At 62.2% G+C, this 17,579-nt stretch carries 13 protein-coding genes and 2 pseudogenes; 5 read left to right on the top strand and 10 right to left on the bottom strand.

Annotated features, from left to right (window positions below):
* Positions 1–188 precede the first annotated feature (188 nt).
* Complete coding sequence (gene rpiB / locus BM110_RS15275; RefSeq protein WP_170856088.1) at positions 189–671, top strand: ribose 5-phosphate isomerase B; 483 nt, start codon at positions 189–191, stop codon at positions 669–671.
* A gap of 6 nt (positions 672–677) precedes the next feature.
* Here the strand turns inward: rpiB and BM110_RS15270 are convergent, their stop codons facing one another.
* The 5 genes from BM110_RS15270 to BM110_RS15250 form a co-directional block, all read right to left on the bottom strand.
* On the bottom strand, positions 678–1,943 hold the full coding sequence (locus BM110_RS15270) for a carbohydrate porin (RefSeq protein ID WP_092246063.1): 1,266 nt from the start codon (positions 1,941–1,943) through the stop codon (positions 678–680).
* Between the two features lie 57 nt (positions 1,944–2,000).
* Complete coding sequence (locus BM110_RS15265; protein WP_093513749.1) at positions 2,001–4,409, bottom strand: glucose/quinate/shikimate family membrane-bound PQQ-dependent dehydrogenase; 2,409 nt, start codon at positions 4,407–4,409, stop codon at positions 2,001–2,003.
* A 166-nt stretch (positions 4,410–4,575) separates the two neighbouring features.
* Positions 4,576–5,316 carry an IclR family transcriptional regulator gene (locus BM110_RS15260; protein WP_071491474.1) on the bottom strand — a complete coding sequence of 247 codons (741 nt, stop codon included), beginning with the start codon at positions 5,314–5,316 and terminating at the stop codon, positions 4,576–4,578.
* Positions 5,317–5,432: 116 nt separating this feature from the next.
* Positions 5,433–6,761 carry an MFS transporter gene (locus BM110_RS15255; RefSeq protein ID WP_093513748.1) on the bottom strand — a complete coding sequence of 443 codons (1,329 nt, stop codon included), beginning with the start codon at positions 6,759–6,761 and terminating at the stop codon, positions 5,433–5,435.
* Between the two features lie 65 nt (positions 6,762–6,826).
* Entirely contained in the window at positions 6,827–7,795 is a 969-nt protein-coding gene (locus tag BM110_RS15250; protein ID WP_071491472.1) for a hydroxyacid dehydrogenase, read from the bottom strand.
* Positions 7,796–8,070: 275 nt separating this feature from the next.
* Here BM110_RS15250 and BM110_RS15245 point away from each other — a divergent pair, with 275 nt between their 5' ends.
* Positions 8,071–8,745, top strand: a complete 675-nt coding sequence (locus BM110_RS15245) for an RraA family protein (protein WP_071491471.1) — start codon at positions 8,071–8,073, stop codon at positions 8,743–8,745.
* 32 nt (positions 8,746–8,777) lie between these two features.
* The gene (locus tag BM110_RS15240; protein ID WP_093513747.1) at positions 8,778–9,962 is read left to right on the top strand and encodes an MFS transporter; all 1,185 of its coding nucleotides are present in this window, start codon (positions 8,778–8,780) and stop codon (positions 9,960–9,962) included.
* 37 nt (positions 9,963–9,999) lie between these two features.
* On the opposite strand, the gene BM110_RS15235 is transcribed toward BM110_RS15240, so the two are convergent.
* Both BM110_RS15235 and BM110_RS15230 read right to left on the bottom strand, forming a co-directional pair.
* A complete protein-coding gene (locus BM110_RS15235) occupies positions 10,000–10,890 on the bottom strand; it encodes a proline iminopeptidase-family hydrolase (protein WP_092246050.1) in 891 nt (296 codons plus the stop codon).
* Between the two features lie 80 nt (positions 10,891–10,970).
* Positions 10,971–11,729, bottom strand: coding sequence for a helix-turn-helix transcriptional regulator (locus BM110_RS15230; RefSeq protein ID WP_071491469.1), 759 nt, complete (start codon positions 11,727–11,729; stop codon positions 10,971–10,973).
* A gap of 139 nt (positions 11,730–11,868) precedes the next feature.
* Between BM110_RS15230 and BM110_RS15225 the strand changes: the two genes are divergently transcribed.
* A complete protein-coding gene (locus tag BM110_RS15225) occupies positions 11,869–13,239 on the top strand; it encodes an APC family permease (protein WP_093127995.1) in 1,371 nt (456 codons plus the stop codon).
* A 43-nt stretch (positions 13,240–13,282) separates the two neighbouring features.
* On the opposite strand, the pseudogene BM110_RS30155 reads toward BM110_RS15225, so the two are convergent.
* From BM110_RS30155 to BM110_RS15215, 3 genes and pseudogenes are all read right to left on the bottom strand, one after another.
* Positions 13,283–13,825: pseudogene (locus BM110_RS30155) on the bottom strand (methyl-accepting chemotaxis protein); the annotation flags it as partial.
* A 321-nt stretch (positions 13,826–14,146) separates the two neighbouring features.
* A pseudogene (locus BM110_RS30150) lies at positions 14,147–15,226 on the bottom strand (cache domain-containing protein); the annotation flags it as partial.
* A 143-nt stretch (positions 15,227–15,369) separates the two neighbouring features.
* Positions 15,370–16,260: a bestrophin family protein gene (locus BM110_RS15215; protein ID WP_092246044.1), complete on the bottom strand. Its 891-nt coding sequence runs from the start codon at positions 16,258–16,260 to the stop codon at positions 15,370–15,372.
* A gap of 462 nt (positions 16,261–16,722) precedes the next feature.
* Here BM110_RS15215 and BM110_RS15210 point away from each other — a divergent pair, with 462 nt between their 5' ends.
* Positions 16,723–17,571 (top strand): hypothetical protein, encoded by an 849-nt coding sequence (locus BM110_RS15210; protein ID WP_256575418.1) that lies wholly within the window; start codon positions 16,723–16,725, stop codon positions 17,569–17,571.
* The last annotated feature ends 8 nt before the right edge of the window (positions 17,572–17,579 follow it).

Below are 17,579 nucleotides of genomic sequence, written 5' to 3'. Positions count from 1 at the left end.
GTGATCATATGTTTAAACTGCTCGGGCCGGCTTTGTCAATGGTTTGGCACAGTGTTCGCCCGTGCTTTTATCGTTTTAGTGGGCTGTCGCCTTGAAATAAGCCTTGACAGCGGTGGGCTGATCGTCCGCTAATGATTGTGCATAATTTCAGTGAGTGATCATTTGATCGGTCTGATGGAGAAACAGTAATGGGTGCACAAACGATGTTTTCGGTGGCCATCGGATGCGACGAGGCAGGCTTTGAGCTCAAGGAAATGCTCAAGCGCTTTATCGAAAGCCTGGGGTATGGGGTCGAGGACTTTGGCTGCCATTCGTCCAGCCCGGTGCTGTACCCGGACATCGCAGCAGCCGTAGCCACGGCGGTGGGCGCGGGTGAGCAGCGCCTGGGTGTGTTGATCTGCGGCACCGGCATCGGCATGGCGATTTCCGCCAACAAGATCAAGGGTGTGCGGGCCGCCCAGGCCCACGATACCTATTCGGCCGAGCGCGCACGCAAGAGCAACGATGCGCAGATCCTGTCCATCGGTGCGCGGGTGATCGGGCCCGAGCTGGCCAAGAGCATCGTCAAAGTGTTCCTGGAATCGGAGTTCGAAGCGGAGCGCTCCGGGAGGAAAGTCGAGCGCATCACTGCGCTCGAGCAGGCGAACAGGGCGTTGCCATCAGACGACTGAGTCGCTTCAGAACACCGCCTTGACCTGCAGGCCCAGCACCAGGGCGTTGTCGATGTTGTCACCGGAAAACGCACCCGGCTCGATGATGTATTGCACATCCGGGCGCAGGGTCAGCCAGGGGGTGGCCTGGTAGCCGTAGCTGAGTTCGATCAGTTGTTCGGCATTGTTCAGGTCGGGATAGTCGGTCCCGGCCTTGAAGGCGGCCAGTTCCTGTACCTCGCGGCTGCGCGGGTTCGGCACGGCGCGACCATAACCCAGGGCCAGGGTGTCACGCGGCCGGCCTTCGAACGGCTTGTACAGCACCACGCCTGCGCCGTACCACTTGCTGAACGGCGAGGCCGCTTCGCTGGCGGCGGAATACTGGCCGAAGGCGTGCAGCACACGGCCGGCGGATGAGTCCGAGGCCCACACTGCCTGGTCGATCAGCAGGTAGTGACCACCGCGGCCGCTGACCTTCCTGGTGCTGCCGATGCGTTTCACGTCGGAGCTGTCGTAGTAATAGCCCAGCTTGTATTCACCCGGCAGGCTGCCGGCGTGTTTGTAGATCAATTCGATGGGCACTACGGTGCCAGTGGTGTGCTTGGGGTCCAGGCGCCAGGCGCGGCTGGAGTTGCCGTTGCTTTGCGGGTCGACGTTGAAGGCGGCAACGCGCAATTGCCAGGCCGGCGAGAAGTCATATTTCACCCGCGCACCCAGGCGTGCATTCGGGTAGTTGGTCCAGCCGCTGCCGCCGGACATGTTCAGCGGGTGCCCGCAGAACCCGGCGTTCATGAAGTTGCACAAGATCCCGCTGTCGAGGCCGCCGAGGTCATTGCCCATGGCCATGTAGCCGAGCTTGACGTTCAGCGCCGGGGTGAACAGCGTGCGTTCGTAGCTCAACTCGGTGAGGCGGGTGTAGAGACCGCCGTAGTTTTCCTGGATCGGCAGGCGGTTGCCCACCAGGTCCTCGGACGCACTGTTGCCGCGCCGGTCATTGATCGTGAGCTGGATGCGGTCGCCATTGTTCAAGCCGTAGAGCTTGCCCAGGTCGAACTGCACGCCGAGCTTTAGGTTCTGCGAGTAGCGCGCCGAGCGGTGCTGGCCGCCGTGGGCGTTGTAGGCGGTCTCGCCGCTGTAGTCGCCGGTGAAGCGAATGCCTTGTGCGTCGAGTTCACGGCGCAGGCCGCCCCAGTCGCCGGTCAGGGTGGTGTCATCGGCTTGTACGGGCAGGGCGGCACCCAGGGCGAGGCCCAGCAACAGGCGCCCAAGGGCAATATGAGAAGTGGGGGTCATGCGGGTTTTTCCAGGTACAAGGCGCGGCGCCGGGGAGGCGCCGCGCGAACAGGGGGGTTAAGGCAGGGCGTAGGCGATCACGTAGTCGCCACGGTCAGTGGACTGGCGTGCGCCACCGGCGGTGATGACGATGTACTGCTTGCCGGTTTTCGGCGATACGTAGGTCATCGGGCCGCCCTGGCTGCCGACGGGCAGGCGGGCCTTCCAGATTTCCTCGCCATTGCCGCTGTTGAAGGCGCGCAGGTAGAAGTCCTGGGTGCCGGCGATAAAGATCAGGCCGCCCTGGGTCGACAGGGTGCCGCCGAGGGTCGGCAGGCCGATCTTGATCGGCAGGTGCATGCGGATGCCCAGGGGGCCGGTGTCCTCGACGGTGCCGACCGGTACTTGCCAGGCGACTTTCTGGGTCTTCATGTCGATCGCAGTCAGGGTGCCGAACGGCGGCGCCTGGCACGGAATACCGGCCACCGACAGGAAGCGGTTTTTGTTCACCGCATACGGCGTGCCCTTGAGTGGCACGGCGCCCATGCCAGTATTCAGCGCTTCGCCACCCGACGCGGCCTGGGCCTTGTTCTGCGAGGGTATCATCTGGATCCACAGACCCAGGCGCATGTCGTTGACGAAGATAAAACCGTGCACCGGGTCGGTGGAAATGCTGCCCCAGTTCATGCCACCCAGCGAGCCCGGGAAACTCAGGGATTTATCGGTGCCCGGCGCGGTGTACAGGCCGTCGTAGCGCATGCCCTTGAAGTCGATGCGGCACAGCAACTGGTCAAACGGTGTGGCGCCCCACATGTCCGATTCGGTCAGGGTCTGCGCGCCGATCTGTGGCATGCCGACCGATTTTGGCTGGGTGGGCGAGTAGGGTTCGTCAGGGATGTTGGCGGCCTTGACCGGCACTTCCTTCACCTCGGTCAGCGGCTTGCCGGTGGCACGGTCGAGCACGTAGATCTGCCCGGCCTTGGTGCCGATCACCACTGCAGGCACAGCCTTGTCGCTGCCCGGCGGGGTGAAGTCGATCAGGCTGGGCTGCATCGGCAGGTCGAAGTCCCACAGGTCATTGTGGACGGTCTGGTACACCCATTTTTCCGTGCCGGTGGAGGCGTCCAGTGCCAGTACCGACGCGCCGTATTTGTGGTTGAGCTGGGTGCGTTCCACACCGTAGATGTCGGTGGACGAGCTGCCCATCGGCAAGAACACGGTGTTCATCAGCGGGTCATAGGACATTGGCGCCCAGCTGTTCGGCGTGCTGCGCACGTAGGTGCTACCGTCGGCCGGGGCTTTTTTGTCTTCCGGGTTGCCCGGGTCGAACGCCCAGCGCATCTGGCCGGTGATTACGTCGAAGCCACGGATCACGCCGCCGGGCATGTCGGTCTGCACGTTGTCGGCCACGCGGCCGCCGACCACCACGGTGGTGCCGGCGATCAGCGGTGCCGAGGACAGTTGGTAGTAGCTGTCCGGCACGTTGCCCAGGCCGGCTTTCAAATCCACCTGGCCGTGGGTGCCGAAGTCTTCGCAGAACTGGCCGGTGTCGGCGTCCACGGCGATCAGGCGTGCATCGATGGTGTTGGTCAGCAAGCGGCGCTGGCACTGCGCACCGGCGGGCACGCTGGCGGCGATGATCGGTGAGCTGTTCGGTTGGGTAGGCTGTGCAATCGGCGCAGTGGCGTCGAAGTAGGCCATGCCACGGCAACGCTGCCACACCGCCGATTTGGCGTTGATCTCGTTCTTCCACAGCTCTTTGCCGGTGTCGGCGTCGAGGGCGATCAGGTTGTTGTGCGGCGTGCAGATGAACACTTTGTTGCCGATCTGCAGCGGGGTGAGCTGGTCTTCGGCACCGTTGCCGTCGCTGAGGGCGACGTCACCGGTGTGGTAGGTCCAGGCCACTTTGAGCTTATTGATATTGTCGCGATTGATTTGGTCCAGCGCGGCGAAGCGGCTGCCGCCTTCGGTGTTGCCGTAGTGCGCCCAGTCTTTCTGTGCGTCGGCCGCGGCCACCGGCGTGATGCCTGGGCCAGTGCCGGTGGGTGCCACGCTCGGGTGGGCGACAAACATGTTGCCCGCCGCCACGGCCACGGCCACCGCCAATACCGCCGCCACGCCATAGGCGCCACGTGCAGGCCGGTTGACCAGCAGCGGGTACAGCAGCGCTACCACCAGGCCGATCACCGTAAACATGAACAGGCGGGAGAACAGCGGCCAGAACACCAGCCCCACATCCGCCACCGCCCAGAGAGCCGTGCCGACCAGGAAGGCCGCGAACAGCCACGCGCCCGCCGGCTTGCGTCGGGCAATCAGCAAGCCGGAAACGGCCATGGCCGCACCGCCGATCAAGAAGTACCAGGAGCCTCCCAGGCTCACCAGTTTGCCGCCGCCAATGGCCAGCGCGAGGCCGAGCAGGGCGATGATCACGCCCAGGCCCAGCAGTAGGATTCTAGAGACGCCAGTGGCGCGCGATGCTCGTTTCATGTCGATAGGACTCGAATGTGAGAGGGCAAAGACGCGATTTTAGCAAGATAAGTAACTGGTTAGTACATTGGAGTCCTGCAATAGACTATTACAGGTGCTGCGATGATGGCGTGTGGTCGAATGTCGCTCGAGGTGCGATGCGTCTCGCACCTGGCAGGCCGGCGTTTTAGTCGGATTTCTTGCCGCGCAGCTTTTTTTGCGGGGCCTCGGTGCTGGCAAGTGCGTCGCCGCCCAGGCTGCGGGTCAGTTCGACGGCGGCTTGCTGGAACAAAGGGTGCAGCGTCTGCGCCTGTTCGGCGGTCAGGCGGCTGGCGGGGCCGGACAGTACCAGTGCGCCGATCAGGTTTTCCCCTGGACCGAAGATGGGCAGGGCCATGGACGAGGCATGGGGGTCGGTGGCGCCATGGGAGAAAATCGGTTTGATCATTTTCGCGGCCAGCGCATAGGGTGTGCGCAACGCCTCGGCTCCGGCGGCGCCGTCCATGGGGCGAGTGTCCCCGGGTTGCAGGTGCAGGCGCAGATGGTGAGGGGAGTTCACGCGGTACAGGCACATCCGATAAGCGCCGTGGCGTACGTAGAAGGAAGCGGTTTCGCCGGTTTCCTGAGTCAGGCGGTGCAGCAGCGGAGTGATGTGGCGTTCAAGATCGAGGCCGTCCTGGTACACCGTGTTCAAGCGCATGATTTCGGTGGCCAGCTGATAGCGACCATCGGCCAGGCGGGTGATCAGGCCGTGATTCTCAAGCGAAACCATCAAACGCATGATGGTGCTTTTGATCAGTCCGGTGCGTGCGGCGAGTTCGGCCAGTTCCAGGGCGGTATCCCCCATGCGGAAGGCAGTCAGCACGGTGAGCACCCGATCAGCCGAGGCCACCCCAGTGACTGCGGGGCGTGGGCGGGTTTTTACCATGGGTTGCTCCTTGTGAGGGGGTGGGCGGGTAGGCTGCAAAATACTGCCATTGGTCGGCGCGGTCAAAGCGGTGGGGAGAAGGGCAGTCGAATCATCGTGCTGCCCCTCCCGCTTTTTCAGGTCGCGCTGGCAGGTTTGTTGAGTTGCGCCGTTTCGCTCATCTGCTTGCGCCCCATCAGCAAGACCATGATCGCACCAGCGGCACACAGCGCCGCCAGCGGCAGCAATGCAAGGGCGTAGCTGCCTGTGGCGTGATGAATGGTTCCATACACGTTGACCATGATGCCGCCGCCTATCAGGTTGGCCATCGCGCCTACGGCGGCCAGGCCAGCGGCTGCGGTGGAGGATGAAAGCCAGGTCGAGACCAGCGCCCAGAACGGTCCTTTCATGGAGTACGCACCGATCAGCACCATTGACAACATGAACACCGTGGCGACCAGCGAAGAGGTCACCAGCGCCAGCAGCAACCCGCCGGTGATCAGTAGCAGGGTGAGTGCGGTATGCCAGCGGCGTTCACCGGTCTTGTCGGAGCTGCGGCCCCACACAATCATCAGGATGGACGCGAGCCCGTAGGGGATGGCGTTGACCATGCCGATTTCCAGGTTGTCCAGGCCAAATGTCTTGAGCAGTTGCGGCGCCCATACACTCATTGTGCTGCCGGCCGCCGATGCGCCGGAGTAGATCAGTGCCAGCACCCAGATGTGCTTGTGGCGCAGCAGTTTCCACAGGGAGATATGCCCGATGGCGGTCTTGCGGTTGCGCTCTTCGTCGAGGCGGCCAGTGAGCCAGTGGCGCTGCTCGTGGTTCAGCCATTTGGCTTGTTCCGGGCGATCAGTCAGCACGAACAGGCAGGCGATGCCCAGCAGTACAGCGGGAATGCCTTCGATGATGAACAGCCAGTGCCAGCCACGCATGCCGAACCAGCCGTCCAGGCTCAACAACAAGCCGGACAGTGGTGAGCCGATGAAGTTGGCGCCGGGAATCGCCACCATGAAAATCGCGACCATGCGCCCACGGTATGCCGCTGGCAGCCAGTAAGTGAGGTACAGCAGCACGCCCGGGAAGAATCCTGCCTCGGCCGCGCCCAGCAGGAAGCGCATCACATACAGCGAGTTGGCGCCGGTGACAAACGCTGTGCCGGCGGAAATCAGGCCCCAGGTAATCATGATCCGCGCAATCCACACCCGTGCGCCGAAGCGCTGCAAGGCCAGGTTGCTAGGCACTTCCACCAGGAAGTACGAGACAAAGAACAGGCTGCTGGCAAAGCCGAAGATCGCCGGGGTCAGCCCCAGGTCCTGGTTCATTTGCAGCGAGGCCATGCCGATGTTGCCGCGGTCGATGATCGCCAGCAGGTAGCAAAGGATCAGGAACGGCAGCAGTCGCCACGCCACCTTGCGCATGGTTGAGCGCTCGATGGCGCTGATGTCGGTAGAACTGATAGGCATGACTCTCTCCCGTATTGTTTTTTTTGGAGATGCGTGATGAGCCCGCATGTAACCGGCGGGAGATGTCAGTGTGCGTAGAGGTGGCGGTTGACCACAGCACGCGGCGGCGGCGCGATGCCGTCCCAGAAATCGATGATTTGTTGCAGGGCCAGCAGGCCCACTCGGTCCCGTGCTTCGGCGGTATTGGCCCCCACATGCGGTGTGGCTACCAGGGTAGGCAGGCCCCATAGCGCCGAATCGGCGGGAGGGGGTTCGGGGTTGAACGTGTCGAGTCCGGCGCCGGCAATCTGCCCGGTGCTCAGGGCGTGGACCAAGGCTTCGGTGTCGATCAGTTCACCGCGCGCCGTATTGATCAGGAGGCTGCCGGGGCGCATGCGCTTGAACTGCGCCGCGCCAAACAGGTTGCGGTTATGTTCGGTCAGTGGGCAATGCAGGCTGATGATATCGCAGCTTGTCAGCAGGTCATCAATGTCGTCGACGCGCTCCACATTCGGCAGTTCCGGCAAGTACGGGTCGAACACCTTGATGGTCATGCGCAGCGGCGCCACCAGTTCCATCAGGATTCGTCCGATGCTTCCCAGGCCCACCAAGCCCAGGGTCTTGCCGGACAGCTCGATGCCCACTGAAGTGGCTTTGTCCCAATGCCCGTCACGCATCCGTGCGTCGAGCAGGGCGGTCTGGCGCGCCACGCTGAACATCAATGCCAAGGCGTGTTCGGCCACCGATTGCGCGTTGGCGCCCAGGGCGATAGTCACCGGGATCTGGCGTTCGGCGGCGGCGGCGATGTCGATGCTGTCGTAGCCGACGCCGTGCTTGGCGATGATCTTCAGTGCGGCCGATGCGTTGATCATCTCCCGGGTCAGTTGGCCCTGGCGCACGATGATTGCGTCCGGTTGTTCGCGGGCAATGATCGCGATGAGTTCATCGGCCGGTGCGTAGGGGGTGGTAGGGATGACGCGCACGCCGTGGGAGGCGGCGTGGGTCATGGCGTCGGCGGTCAATTCCGGGCCGGTCAGCAGGAGGGTTCGGGTCATTTCTGTGCACCTTGGTGTTTTTGTCGGTGTGCGGTAGTGACTGGAAATTATCATAATGAAACGGCGTTGCAATAAATAATTTTTTTATCGTCGCTTTAAAATCGGCCAAATACAGTACCCAACCTTGCCAGGTAGGGTTTTCTGCTGGTTTTTCAGGAGTGGTACCGCTGGTCATTTGATGCCTGGGTTGGGCTTGAGTCTTGTTGATTTGAATTTGTGGTGTTAATTTCGAAATGGCGTTTCAAAACAAACAAAAATCATCAGAGGAATACCCCATGTCCATCGGATTCAGAGTGCTCAAGCAGCAACGCAAGGTCGCCGTTGAGTGGGTCGAGCGTTACCGGAGCGTGCCTGTCGCCAATATCAGTGACTCCATGCACCGCCTTACCGCCGGCGGCGCAAGCCTGCAACCGATGCATCGCACGGGCGTATTGGTCGGGCCGGCGCTCACCGTAAAGGCGCGGCCGGGGGATAACCTGATGCTGCATCACGCGCTGGACATCGCTGAGCCCGGCGACGTGATCGTGGTGGATGCCGGCGGTGACCTGAGCAACGCGCTGATTGGCGAGATGATGGTGGCTTATGCGATCAAGAAAGGTGTGGCGGGTATTGTGATCAACGGCGCGATTCGCGACGCAGCCAGCATCGGCACCGGGGATTTCCCGGTGTTCGCCGCCGGTATCACCCATCGCGGCCCTTACAAGGACGGACCTGGCGAGGTGAATGTGCCGATTGCCCTGGCCGGTATGGTGATCGAACCGGGCGATCTGGTGATCGGTGATGAAGATGGATTGCTCTGCGTGCCGTTCGAGCAGGTCGGTGAGGTGTATGATCGCGCCAGTGCCAAACATGCCGCCGAACAGAAGCAGTTGGAACAGATTGCACTGGGCGAAAACGACCGCTCCTGGGTCCTTGAATCCCTGAAACAAAAGGGCTGTGAGTTTATTTGAATCCTGCGTCTACCTCCCGATGGCCCACGCCCATGCGCGCGCTGCGCCATCGCAATTTCCAGATCTACTTTGTCGGTCAGGGTCTCTCGACCCTGGGCAAGTGGGTGCAACAGGTCGCGCTGTCATGGCTGGCCTACCACCTGACGGGCTCGGCCGTACTGCTGGGGGCCATTGCGTTTTTGACGCTGTTGCCGCAGCTGTTGGTCGGGCCGCTGGCGGGCGCCTGGTCCGACCGCCACGACAAGCGTCGCCTGTTGATGGCGGTGCAGGCCGCCCTGGCCCTGCAATCGCTGGCCCTGGCCGTGCTGACCTGGCAGCAGTGGATGGGCCGTGAGGTGATCATCGCCATGGCGCTTCTGCTGGGTTTGCTCAACGCCCTGGAAACGCCTCTGCGCCAGGCCTTGATCGCCAGCTTCGTCGATGACCCCAACGACCTGCCCAATGCCCTCGTGCTCAATGCAATGCTGATCAACGCCGCGCGCTTTATCGGCCCACCGCTGGCCGGTTTGCTGATCAACTGGAGCGGTGAGGCCGGTTGCTTCCTTCTCACCGCTATCGCCTTCGGTATGTTGCTGATCGGGCTGGGCAAGGTGCAGAGTCGTGCGCCCGTGCGGGCAAAGGGGTCGACCGGGGAGATTTTCCGCGAAGGCCTGCGCTACCTGTGGGGCACACTGTCCATTCGGCGCTTGCTGATCAGTGTGGTGATGGTGAATCTGCTCGCCTCCTGCTACACGGTGCTGCTGCCGATTCTGGCCAAGCACACGTTCAGCGGCGACGCGCAGACCCTGGGCTGGCTATGGGGCGCTGCGGGCGCGGGGGCTTTTGTGGCCACGATCTTTCTCGCTTTCGCTGGCAGCACCTCACGATTGGGCCGCATCATCGCCATGGGCGCGGTGGTCTGTGCGGTTTCGTTATGCGCGGTGGCGGCCGACCCACCGCTGTGGCTCACGCTGGTTGCGCTGGCGGGGTTGGGCTTTGGCATCACGGCGAGCAATGTCAGCAGCAACATGACTCTACAAAGCGCCGCGCCCGAAGCGTTGCGGGGCAGGGTGATCGCGTTCTATATCGCCATGCGCTTCGGCTTTGAAGCCATCGGCGGGTTAGTTGCAGGCTTGTTGGCGGCGGCGCTGAGTGTGCAATGGACACTGCTGCTGGCGGGCGGTTTACTGGGGCTTTATCAGTTGGCGAGTTGGCGGATCAGCCGCGCGCGCGGGTGAGAACACCCCCGCACGGCCCACGGCTTGACCCGGCATGCTAGCTCGGTTGCTGTTCCAGAAATGCCGCCACACAGGCCATGCACGCTTCTCGTTCTTCCACGTGGGGCATATGACTGGACGCCTCGAATATCTGCCACTGCACGTTGGCGATTCCGTCGGCGAATGGCTGCACCGTTGCGGGGGTGGCTTCATCGTAGCGACCGGAAATCAACAGCGTCGGCACCTGGATGCGAGGCAAGCGATCAATGATCGTCCAATCGCGCATGCTGCCGATCACGTGGAATTCGGTGGGGCCGTTCATGGCGTGGTAGACCGTGGGGTCCGCATCGATGGCAGCGAAGGTGCGCGCCACTTCGGCGGGCATCGGCTGGATGCGGCATACATGGCGCGCATAGAACACGTCCGATGCTGCGCGGTACTCGGCGCTGGAGGTGGTGCCTGCTGCTTCGTGGCGTTGCAGCGTCGCCTGCACATCCGCAGGGAGTGCCTGGCGTAGCTCATTCGCGGCCTCGGACCACAGCGCCATGGACGCCGGTGAGTTGGCGATGATCAGTGCCTTGAGGCCGACCGGCTGGCGTACCGCATGCTCGGCCCCCAGAATGCCGCCCCAGGATTGGCCGAGCAGCGCGTAATCACGGATACCCAGATGAGCGATCAGGTTGTTCAGTTCGGCGAGAAACAGGTCCACCACCCAGTATTCGCGGGGCGCATCCGGCAGATGGGTCGAGCGGCCATTGCCGAGCTGGTCGTAGTGCACCACCGCCCGACCCGTGGCGGCCAGGTCCTTGAAGCTGTCGACGTAGTCGTGGGTGCAACCGGGGCCGCCGTGGGCAACGATCAGGGGCAGGCGCCCCGAGTCCGGATCGCCCGTGACCCGGAACCATGTCCGGTGCCCACGGAACTCGGCATAACCTTCGCGAACCTGCATGCTGTGTACCTCCTGGGGATCAATAAGGTACAGGCTAGTCAAAGCGTGCCGTCAGGGGCACTGGCAAAAGTTATAGGTTCTCAGATCTCCACCAGCCGGTAATGCAGGCCACGGACCACCGCTTCCACGCGGTTGCGCGCGCCCAGTTTGCGCGCGGCACCCACCAGGTGCAGGTTGACCGTGGCCTGGGACCGGTTGAGGGTGGCGGCGATGCCCTTGGCCGTAAGCCCCTTGGCCGAATGTTGCAGGCACTCGCGTTCGCGGCGGGTGAGGTGGATGTGGGTGCAGCAGCGTTCGGCCGGCGCCAGCAACTCGCTGGCTCTGGACTGGAAGGCATGGGCCAGTACCAGCATCTCGCCCAGGTTGTGCTGGGCTTGTCGTTCGGCGCCGTCGGGCGTGCCGTCGACAATGGCGGTCAGTGTGGCAAAGCCGCCATCGGGCAAGTGCAGCGGCACGGTCAGTCCGGTGCTCAAGCCATAGTCGCGAATATAGTGAGCCACCGGGCGATGGGCGTCGGTGAGGGCGCCGTTCCAGTGCGTGTCCGCGCTGAATGACCAGACAAATGGCGTAGTCCGGCGGGCTGCGCATTGCTGCACCGGGTCGATCTGGTAATAGCCGCGCTCACACCACAACGTGTGCATGTCGGTCGGGGCATTCAGGGTCTTGAACACCGACGGGGTGATCAGCGCCCCCTCGTGGCTCACCGGCACGGGGGCGTAATCGTAGATCAGCGTCTTGAAACCCAGTTGGTCGGTGGCGGCCTGAACCTCGGCCAGGCACGCGTCCAGCGTCGTGGTGTGGGCGAGTTGCTCGCTGAATCGCATCAGGTCGGTGTGCATGGCGCCTCCGGGCGTTGGGTTGCGCGGTTTTCCAAGCAAACAATCTGCCAAGGCCAAAACCTAGTATTTTTCAGGATACAGCTGCCGGCCTGTAACGCCCTAGAGTGAAGCTTCTGTCCAACCCTTGCGGAGCGTCATCATGATCGATCCTTCCACCCCCGGTGACAGCGCGGAGCTTGCGCGTTTCGGATATACCCAACAACTCAAGCGCCAGCTGAGCCTGGGCGACCTGCTGATCTACGGCATGGTGTTCATGGTGCCGCTGGCGCCATTCTCCATCTTTGGCGGGGTGTTCGACGCCAGCCACGGCATGGTGCCGCTGACGTACCTGATCGGCTTCGTCGCCATGCTGTTCACTGCGATCAGCTACCAGCAGATGTCCCATGCGTTTCCGGTCGCCGGTTCGGTGTATGCCTATGTGGGGCGTGGGCTGAACAGCCAGCTGGGGTTTCTTGCGGGCTGGGCGATCCTGCTCGATTACCTGCTGGTGCCGACGTTGCTGTATGTGATCGGTGCCAATGCCATGGCCAATGTGATCCCCTCGGTGCCTCAGCCATTGTGGATCGTGTTTTTCGTGGTACTGAACACTCTGGTGAACCTGCGCGGTATCCAGACCACTGCGCGCGCCAATCGCTTGTTCCTTTATGGGCAACTGGTGGTGCTGGTGGTGTTTGTGGTGCTGGCCAGTATCGCGATCAGCAACGGCGTGAATGGTGCCAGTTGGACCCTGAAGCCACTGTACAACCCGGCTGAGTTTTCCCTGCCGCTGATCTTCAGCGCATTGTCGGTGGCGGTCCTGTCGTTCCTGGGCTTCGATGCGATTTCCACGCTGTCGGAGGAGACCCGTGGCGGTAGCCGGGCGGTGGGGCGTGCGACCTTGTGGGCACTGGCCCTGGTAGCGGCATTGTTCATGGTGCAAACCTGGTTGGCCGCGCTGTTGCAGCCCAACCTGGTGCAGTACCCGGATGCCGATGCGTCGAACAACGCGTTCTACGAGATCGGCCGCCTGGTGGCAGGCCCGTGGTTGCAAGTGGTGATCGCCCTGGCCGTGGCCATCGGCGCCGCCATCGCCAATTCCCTGGTGGCCCAGGCCGCCACCTCGCGCCTGCTGTTTGCCATGGCCCGCGATCGCCAACTGCCGCAGTTTCTCAGCCAGGTGCACCCGGTCACCGGCGTGCCGCAGCGCGCCACCCTATTGGTCGCGGGCTTGAGCCTGGTGCTGGGCTTGTTCTTCGTGGGACAGATCAACCTGCTGGCGTCGATGTGCAACTTTGGTGCGCTGAGTGCGTTCCTGCTGCTTCATGTCGCCGTGGCCTGGCACTACCGCGGCGCCGGTCGTCGGTTGGTGCATGGGCTGGTGCCATTGATCGGCTTTGTGATCATCAGCTATGTGCTGGTCAATTCTGATATCTATGCCAAGGTCGGCGGCACGTGCTGGCTTGCGCTGGGGATTGTCGTGTTGGTGTTCTTCAAGGCCACCGGGCGCTCCACGGAGCTTCAGGTGGGGTGACCGATCCTGTGGAGCCGGCAAGCCGGCCCCTGCGGAGGATGGATCAGAACTTGAAGCGTCCCACCAACCCTTTGAGCTGACCCGAAATATCCGTCAGCCGACCCGACCCGGTCTGCGCCGAATGGGCAAACCCCTCGACCAGTTGCGCATCGGCATGGATCTGCGCGATGTGCCGGTTGATCTCTTCGGCCACCTGGTGCTGTTCTTCGGCGGCGGTGGCGATCTGGGTGTTCTGGTCGCGGATCGAGTCCACCGAGCCACGGATCTTGTCGAAGCTGTCGCGGGCCTGCTGGATGCGCTCCACGCTGGTGTGGGACACCAGCAGGCTGCCTTGCATCTGCTGCGTCACTTCCTGGGTGCGACGGGCGAGGTTGCCGAGCAGGCTGTCGATCTCGCCGGTGGAGTCGGCGGTGCGACGGGCGAGGGCGCGGACTTCGTCGGCGACCACCGCAAAGCCACGGCCCTGGTCACCGGCACGGGCGGCCTCGATGGCCGCGTTGAGCGCCAGCAGATTGGTCTGTTCGGCAATCGAGCGGATGGTGTCGAGGATGGTGTTGATGTTTTTGCTGTCCTGCTCCAACTGCTGCATGGTCTGGGTCGAGCGTTGCAGGTCTTCGCTGAGCTGAAGCACGCTGCCGGTGGCTTCGCCGATGTGCTGCTGGCCGTCGTGCACATCGCGGTAGCCTTCGTCGGCACTGGTGGCGGCGGCACTGCAGGAGCGCGCGACTTCGTTGGCGGTGGCCACCATTTCGTTGAACGCTGTGCTTACCAGTTCCACCGCTTCACGCTGGCGACCGGCGGCCTGGTTCATGTTGTGCGCGACTTCGCTGGTGTCGGCGGCGGCGGTTTGCAGGTCGGACGAGGCGTTGCCGATGCGCTGCACCAACTGGGCGATCATGCTCAGGAACTGATTGAACCAGCCGGCCAGGCTGGCGGTTTCGTCCTTGCCCTGCACCTTGAGCTGGCGGGTCAGGTCGCCTTCACCTTCGGCGATCTCTTGCAGGCCGTCGGCCACGCCGCGAATTGGACGTACGATGACGCTGGCGAAACTGGCGCCGACAATCGCGAAGACCACGGCCAGCGCGGCGGCAATCGCCGCGATCAACCAGGTAAGGCGGGTCGCGCCGGCCATCACTTCGTCGCGCTTGATCAGGCCGATAAAGCGCCAGCCCAGGTCTTTGGAGCTGACCATGTTGGCCATGTACGCCACGCCATCGATATCGATCTGGCTCACGCCGTCGCCGCGCTTGGCCAGCTCGGCGTAGTTGGGGCCCAGATCGGCCAGGGGCTTGAAATTGTGCTTGGCGTCGCTGGGGTCGACCAGCACGTTGCCGTTGCCTTCCACCAGCATCAGGTAGCCGCTGTCGCCGAGCTTGATGTTGCGCACCAACTCGGTGAGCTGCTTGAGCGACACGTCCAGGCCGACCACGCCGAGGATCTTGCCGGCGGCGTCGGTGACGGTGTGCACGGTGCCGATCAGCGTCACGTCGTCCGGCGCCCAATAGTAGGCCCCGGTGCGCACGGTTTTACCCGGCGCGGCGATGGCGGCCTGGTACCAGGGGCGTACGCGCGGGTCATAGTTGTTCAGCTTGGTGTCGTCGGGCCAGCTGGCGTAGCCGCCGTCGGCGAGGCCCAGGGACAGGTAGGCGGTGCTCGGATGGCTCTTGGCGAACTGGTCGAAAATCTCCAGCAGCGCTGTGTTGGTGGGGGTGAGGGGGATTTGCGCGGCATCGGCGCCGGCGTAGCTCTTGAGGTCCTTGGCCGCGACAACGCGCGGGTCCTTGGCCACATACTCGACGTTCTGGCTGATGCCGTCGAAGAACTGCTTCATGCCATTGTCGATCTGGCGGATCTCGCGGCCGCTGCTGTCGAGGAAATTGGCCTGGGCCCCCTCGCGCAGATTCAGTACAACCAATACAGCGACCAAAATAACCGGGACGCACGCGATGGCGGCAAACGCCCAGGTCAGCTTTTGCTTGATATTCATGACTTCACCCGCGGGTATTTATAATTTTGGCAAGGAGAAAACAGTAGCGTCGAGCGTCGCATGTGTTGTTTTAAGGGGTGTGGCCCATGCGTACCCTCTGTATATCGACTGCGCGGGCACGCACTTGAGGGCTGAGGGAGGGTTTAACCGATGCGCTCGCCACCCAGCGCATCACGCTGCATCGACTGCAGGTTTTTTTCGATGGTTTCGCAGATGGTGTCCATCTGGATCTGGTGTTCGCTGGAGTTGAACGGGCTTTGCAGGTCGGTGCCGATGCGCTCGATGGCCAGCAGCATGAACCCCACCACCGTCGAGGCCAGCGGGGTGAACCAACCCAGGGACTCCACCAGGCCCACCGGCACGATCAGGCAGAACAGCGAGATAAACAGCCGCGGGAAGTACACGTAAGGGTAGGGCAGCGGGGTGTTGGCGATCCGCTCCATGCCGCCCTGGGCGTTGGACAGGTCCACCAGGGTCGACTCCAGCCGCGCCAGACGGATGCTGTCGAGGTGACCGACCTTGTACTCCCGGGCCAATAACGCCGCCGAGCCGGTAAGGATATCGTTGGCAAAGTTGTTGGTGGCGCCGTTGCGCGCAAACTCGTCACCAGGGATAAACGCGCGGACTTCTTCGGGGCACGGCTGGCCCTTGAGGTGCGCGGCCAGGCAATTCACATAGGCCACATGACGACGCAGCAGGGTGGCCTTGACCGGGTTCACTTCGTCGTCGGGGTCGTCCAGCAGGGTCAGCACCTGACGGGCAAAACTGCGCGAGTTGTTGACCATCGCGCCCCACAGTGTGCGGGCTTCCCACCAGCGGTTGTAGGCGCTGCTGTTACGGAAACTGATCAGCACCACCAGCGCAGAACCCAGCAGGGTCAGGGGCATCAGCGGCAGATTGATCTTGTAGGTGAGAAACAGCATGAAGTCCACGGTGACGGCGACGTCCCACAGCAGCAGCCAGAACAGCGCCCAGCCAACGTAGCCCATGGTCTTGATGATCAGGCGGTACTTTTTGAGGATGGCGGCTTTCAAACGGAGACCTCGCGGTGAGTGGCAGGCAACGGTGCCTTAGCTCGGACGCGGGTCGCGGTGAAAGGTTCGCCCCAGGGCCTGAATCGTTTAAGTAGCGCTCACCGGCTCCCGTGAGAGTCGTCGCAATTCTTCCAGTGCCGCCAGGATTCAATGGCATCGGCGAACAGGTCGATTGAACAGTTTCACCACAACGCTTGGATATATTTAAAGGCAGCGAAGCACCGCAGCTGTCATGGGCGTGTATGAGTGGGTTGTTTTAGGGAAGCCAATACGTTTTGGAACAATTTTGGTAGCGATGATGTCTGTCGGGTTAATCGCGATACATTGCGCTCGAGGCAAAACGCCATCACTGGTGGTGTTTACGACGTGAGTTGTTGTGAGACCTGGTTGCAGAAGTGCTGCGCCATCGATCAGTGAATTCCAGTAGGTTGATCAGGGCTCTTTCTCATGTGCGTCAGTTCGTTGAAGTGGGCGTTGGATCATTCCGCGCGGGTGTTGGAACGTCACGGGGAATTTGAATGCAGTATTCGCGCGCACTACGCCATTCTGCTGGTTCCCTATTCAAAACGACCGTTTTTCTACAAGACAGCGTTGAAGTTCAACCGTTTGATGGTGTCCTTCACGCTGCTGAGTGAATATTTCTCCAAGCCCGCGCCGTTGTTGTCCGACGTGAAAGCGTTCTGCGTGGCTCGCGGCTTCTGTTCCAGGAACAGCCTGGAGTCGATCTTCCTGCTGTTCCGGGCACTGGGGTTCATGAAGGTCGCCGGCCACCCTGACGACAGCCGTTTCCGAGTGTTCAGCCCATCGGCGCAGGCCTGCCATGAAGTCAGGTCGATGCTCAATTCCGTGGTGCAGCCGCTGGGACCAATGTGCCCCAGTGAAGCGCAGGTCCAGCGGATGAGTGAGTTGGACGACCGAGCCTTCCTGGCACTTTATTTCAAAGGTTTTGCCACCCTTCTTTCAAATAAGCTGACCATCGATGTATTGCTGCCTGAATGTGACTGGCTGGTTAACCGCGATGCCGGACATATGCTGATGTTGGCGATTTATAACGATGCCTGTTCCTTGGACTGTCAGGGCGCAAGTTTCAGGACGTCTTCTTATCTTTCACTGGCGACGCGACTTTCAGTGTCCAAGACCCATGTGATTCGTCTGGTTCAGGAGGGTGTTGAAAAAGGTTGCTTTAAAGTGCATTCCAAGACGCAGTTGGAAGTATTGCCGCCCTTTGTAAAGTTGGTGCGCCGTTTCATGGCGTATTCATTTGCAATCACCCTGCTTAGTATCGAATTGGGCCAAGCCAGCAAAATATAGGCAACTTA

Origin of the sequence: Pseudomonas sp. NFPP28 (genome assembly GCF_900115535.1) — a bacterium.
GTDB lineage: Bacteria > Pseudomonadota > Gammaproteobacteria > Pseudomonadales > Pseudomonadaceae > Aquipseudomonas > Aquipseudomonas extremorientalis.
The sequence above is the reverse complement of the archived record's forward strand: the minus strand, read 5'-3'. Positions and strand labels throughout refer to the sequence as shown.

Bases quoted from the DNA above. Each gene is read 5' to 3' on its own strand.
- BM110_RS15270 (WP_092246063.1), bottom strand. From the start codon at position 1,943: ATGACCCCCACTTCTCATATTGCCCTTGGGCGCCTGTTGCTGGGCCTC.
- BM110_RS15235 (WP_092246050.1), bottom strand. From the start codon at position 10,890: ATGCAGGTTCGCGAAGGTTATGCCGAGTTCCGTGGGCACCGGACATGG.
- BM110_RS15240 (WP_093513747.1), top strand. From the start codon at position 8,778: ATGCGCGCGCTGCGCCATCGCAATTTCCAGATCTACTTTGTCGGTCAG.
- BM110_RS15265 (WP_093513749.1), bottom strand. From the start codon at position 4,409: ATGAAACGAGCATCGCGCGCCACTGGCGTCTCTAGAATCCTACTGCTG.
- BM110_RS15255 (WP_093513748.1), bottom strand. From the start codon at position 6,761: ATGCCTATCAGTTCTACCGACATCAGCGCCATCGAGCGCTCAACCATG.
- BM110_RS15225 (WP_093127995.1), top strand. From the start codon at position 11,869: ATGATCGATCCTTCCACCCCCGGTGACAGCGCGGAGCTTGCGCGTTTC.
- BM110_RS15260 (WP_071491474.1), bottom strand. From the start codon at position 5,316: ATGGTAAAAACCCGCCCACGCCCCGCAGTCACTGGGGTGGCCTCGGCT.
- BM110_RS15245 (WP_071491471.1), top strand. From the start codon at position 8,071: ATGTCCATCGGATTCAGAGTGCTCAAGCAGCAACGCAAGGTCGCCGTT.
- rpiB (WP_170856088.1), top strand. From the start codon at position 189: ATGGGTGCACAAACGATGTTTTCGGTGGCCATCGGATGCGACGAGGCA.
- BM110_RS15230 (WP_071491469.1), bottom strand. From the start codon at position 11,729: ATGCACACCGACCTGATGCGATTCAGCGAGCAACTCGCCCACACCACG.
- BM110_RS15250 (WP_071491472.1), bottom strand. From the start codon at position 7,795: ATGACCCGAACCCTCCTGCTGACCGGCCCGGAATTGACCGCCGACGCC.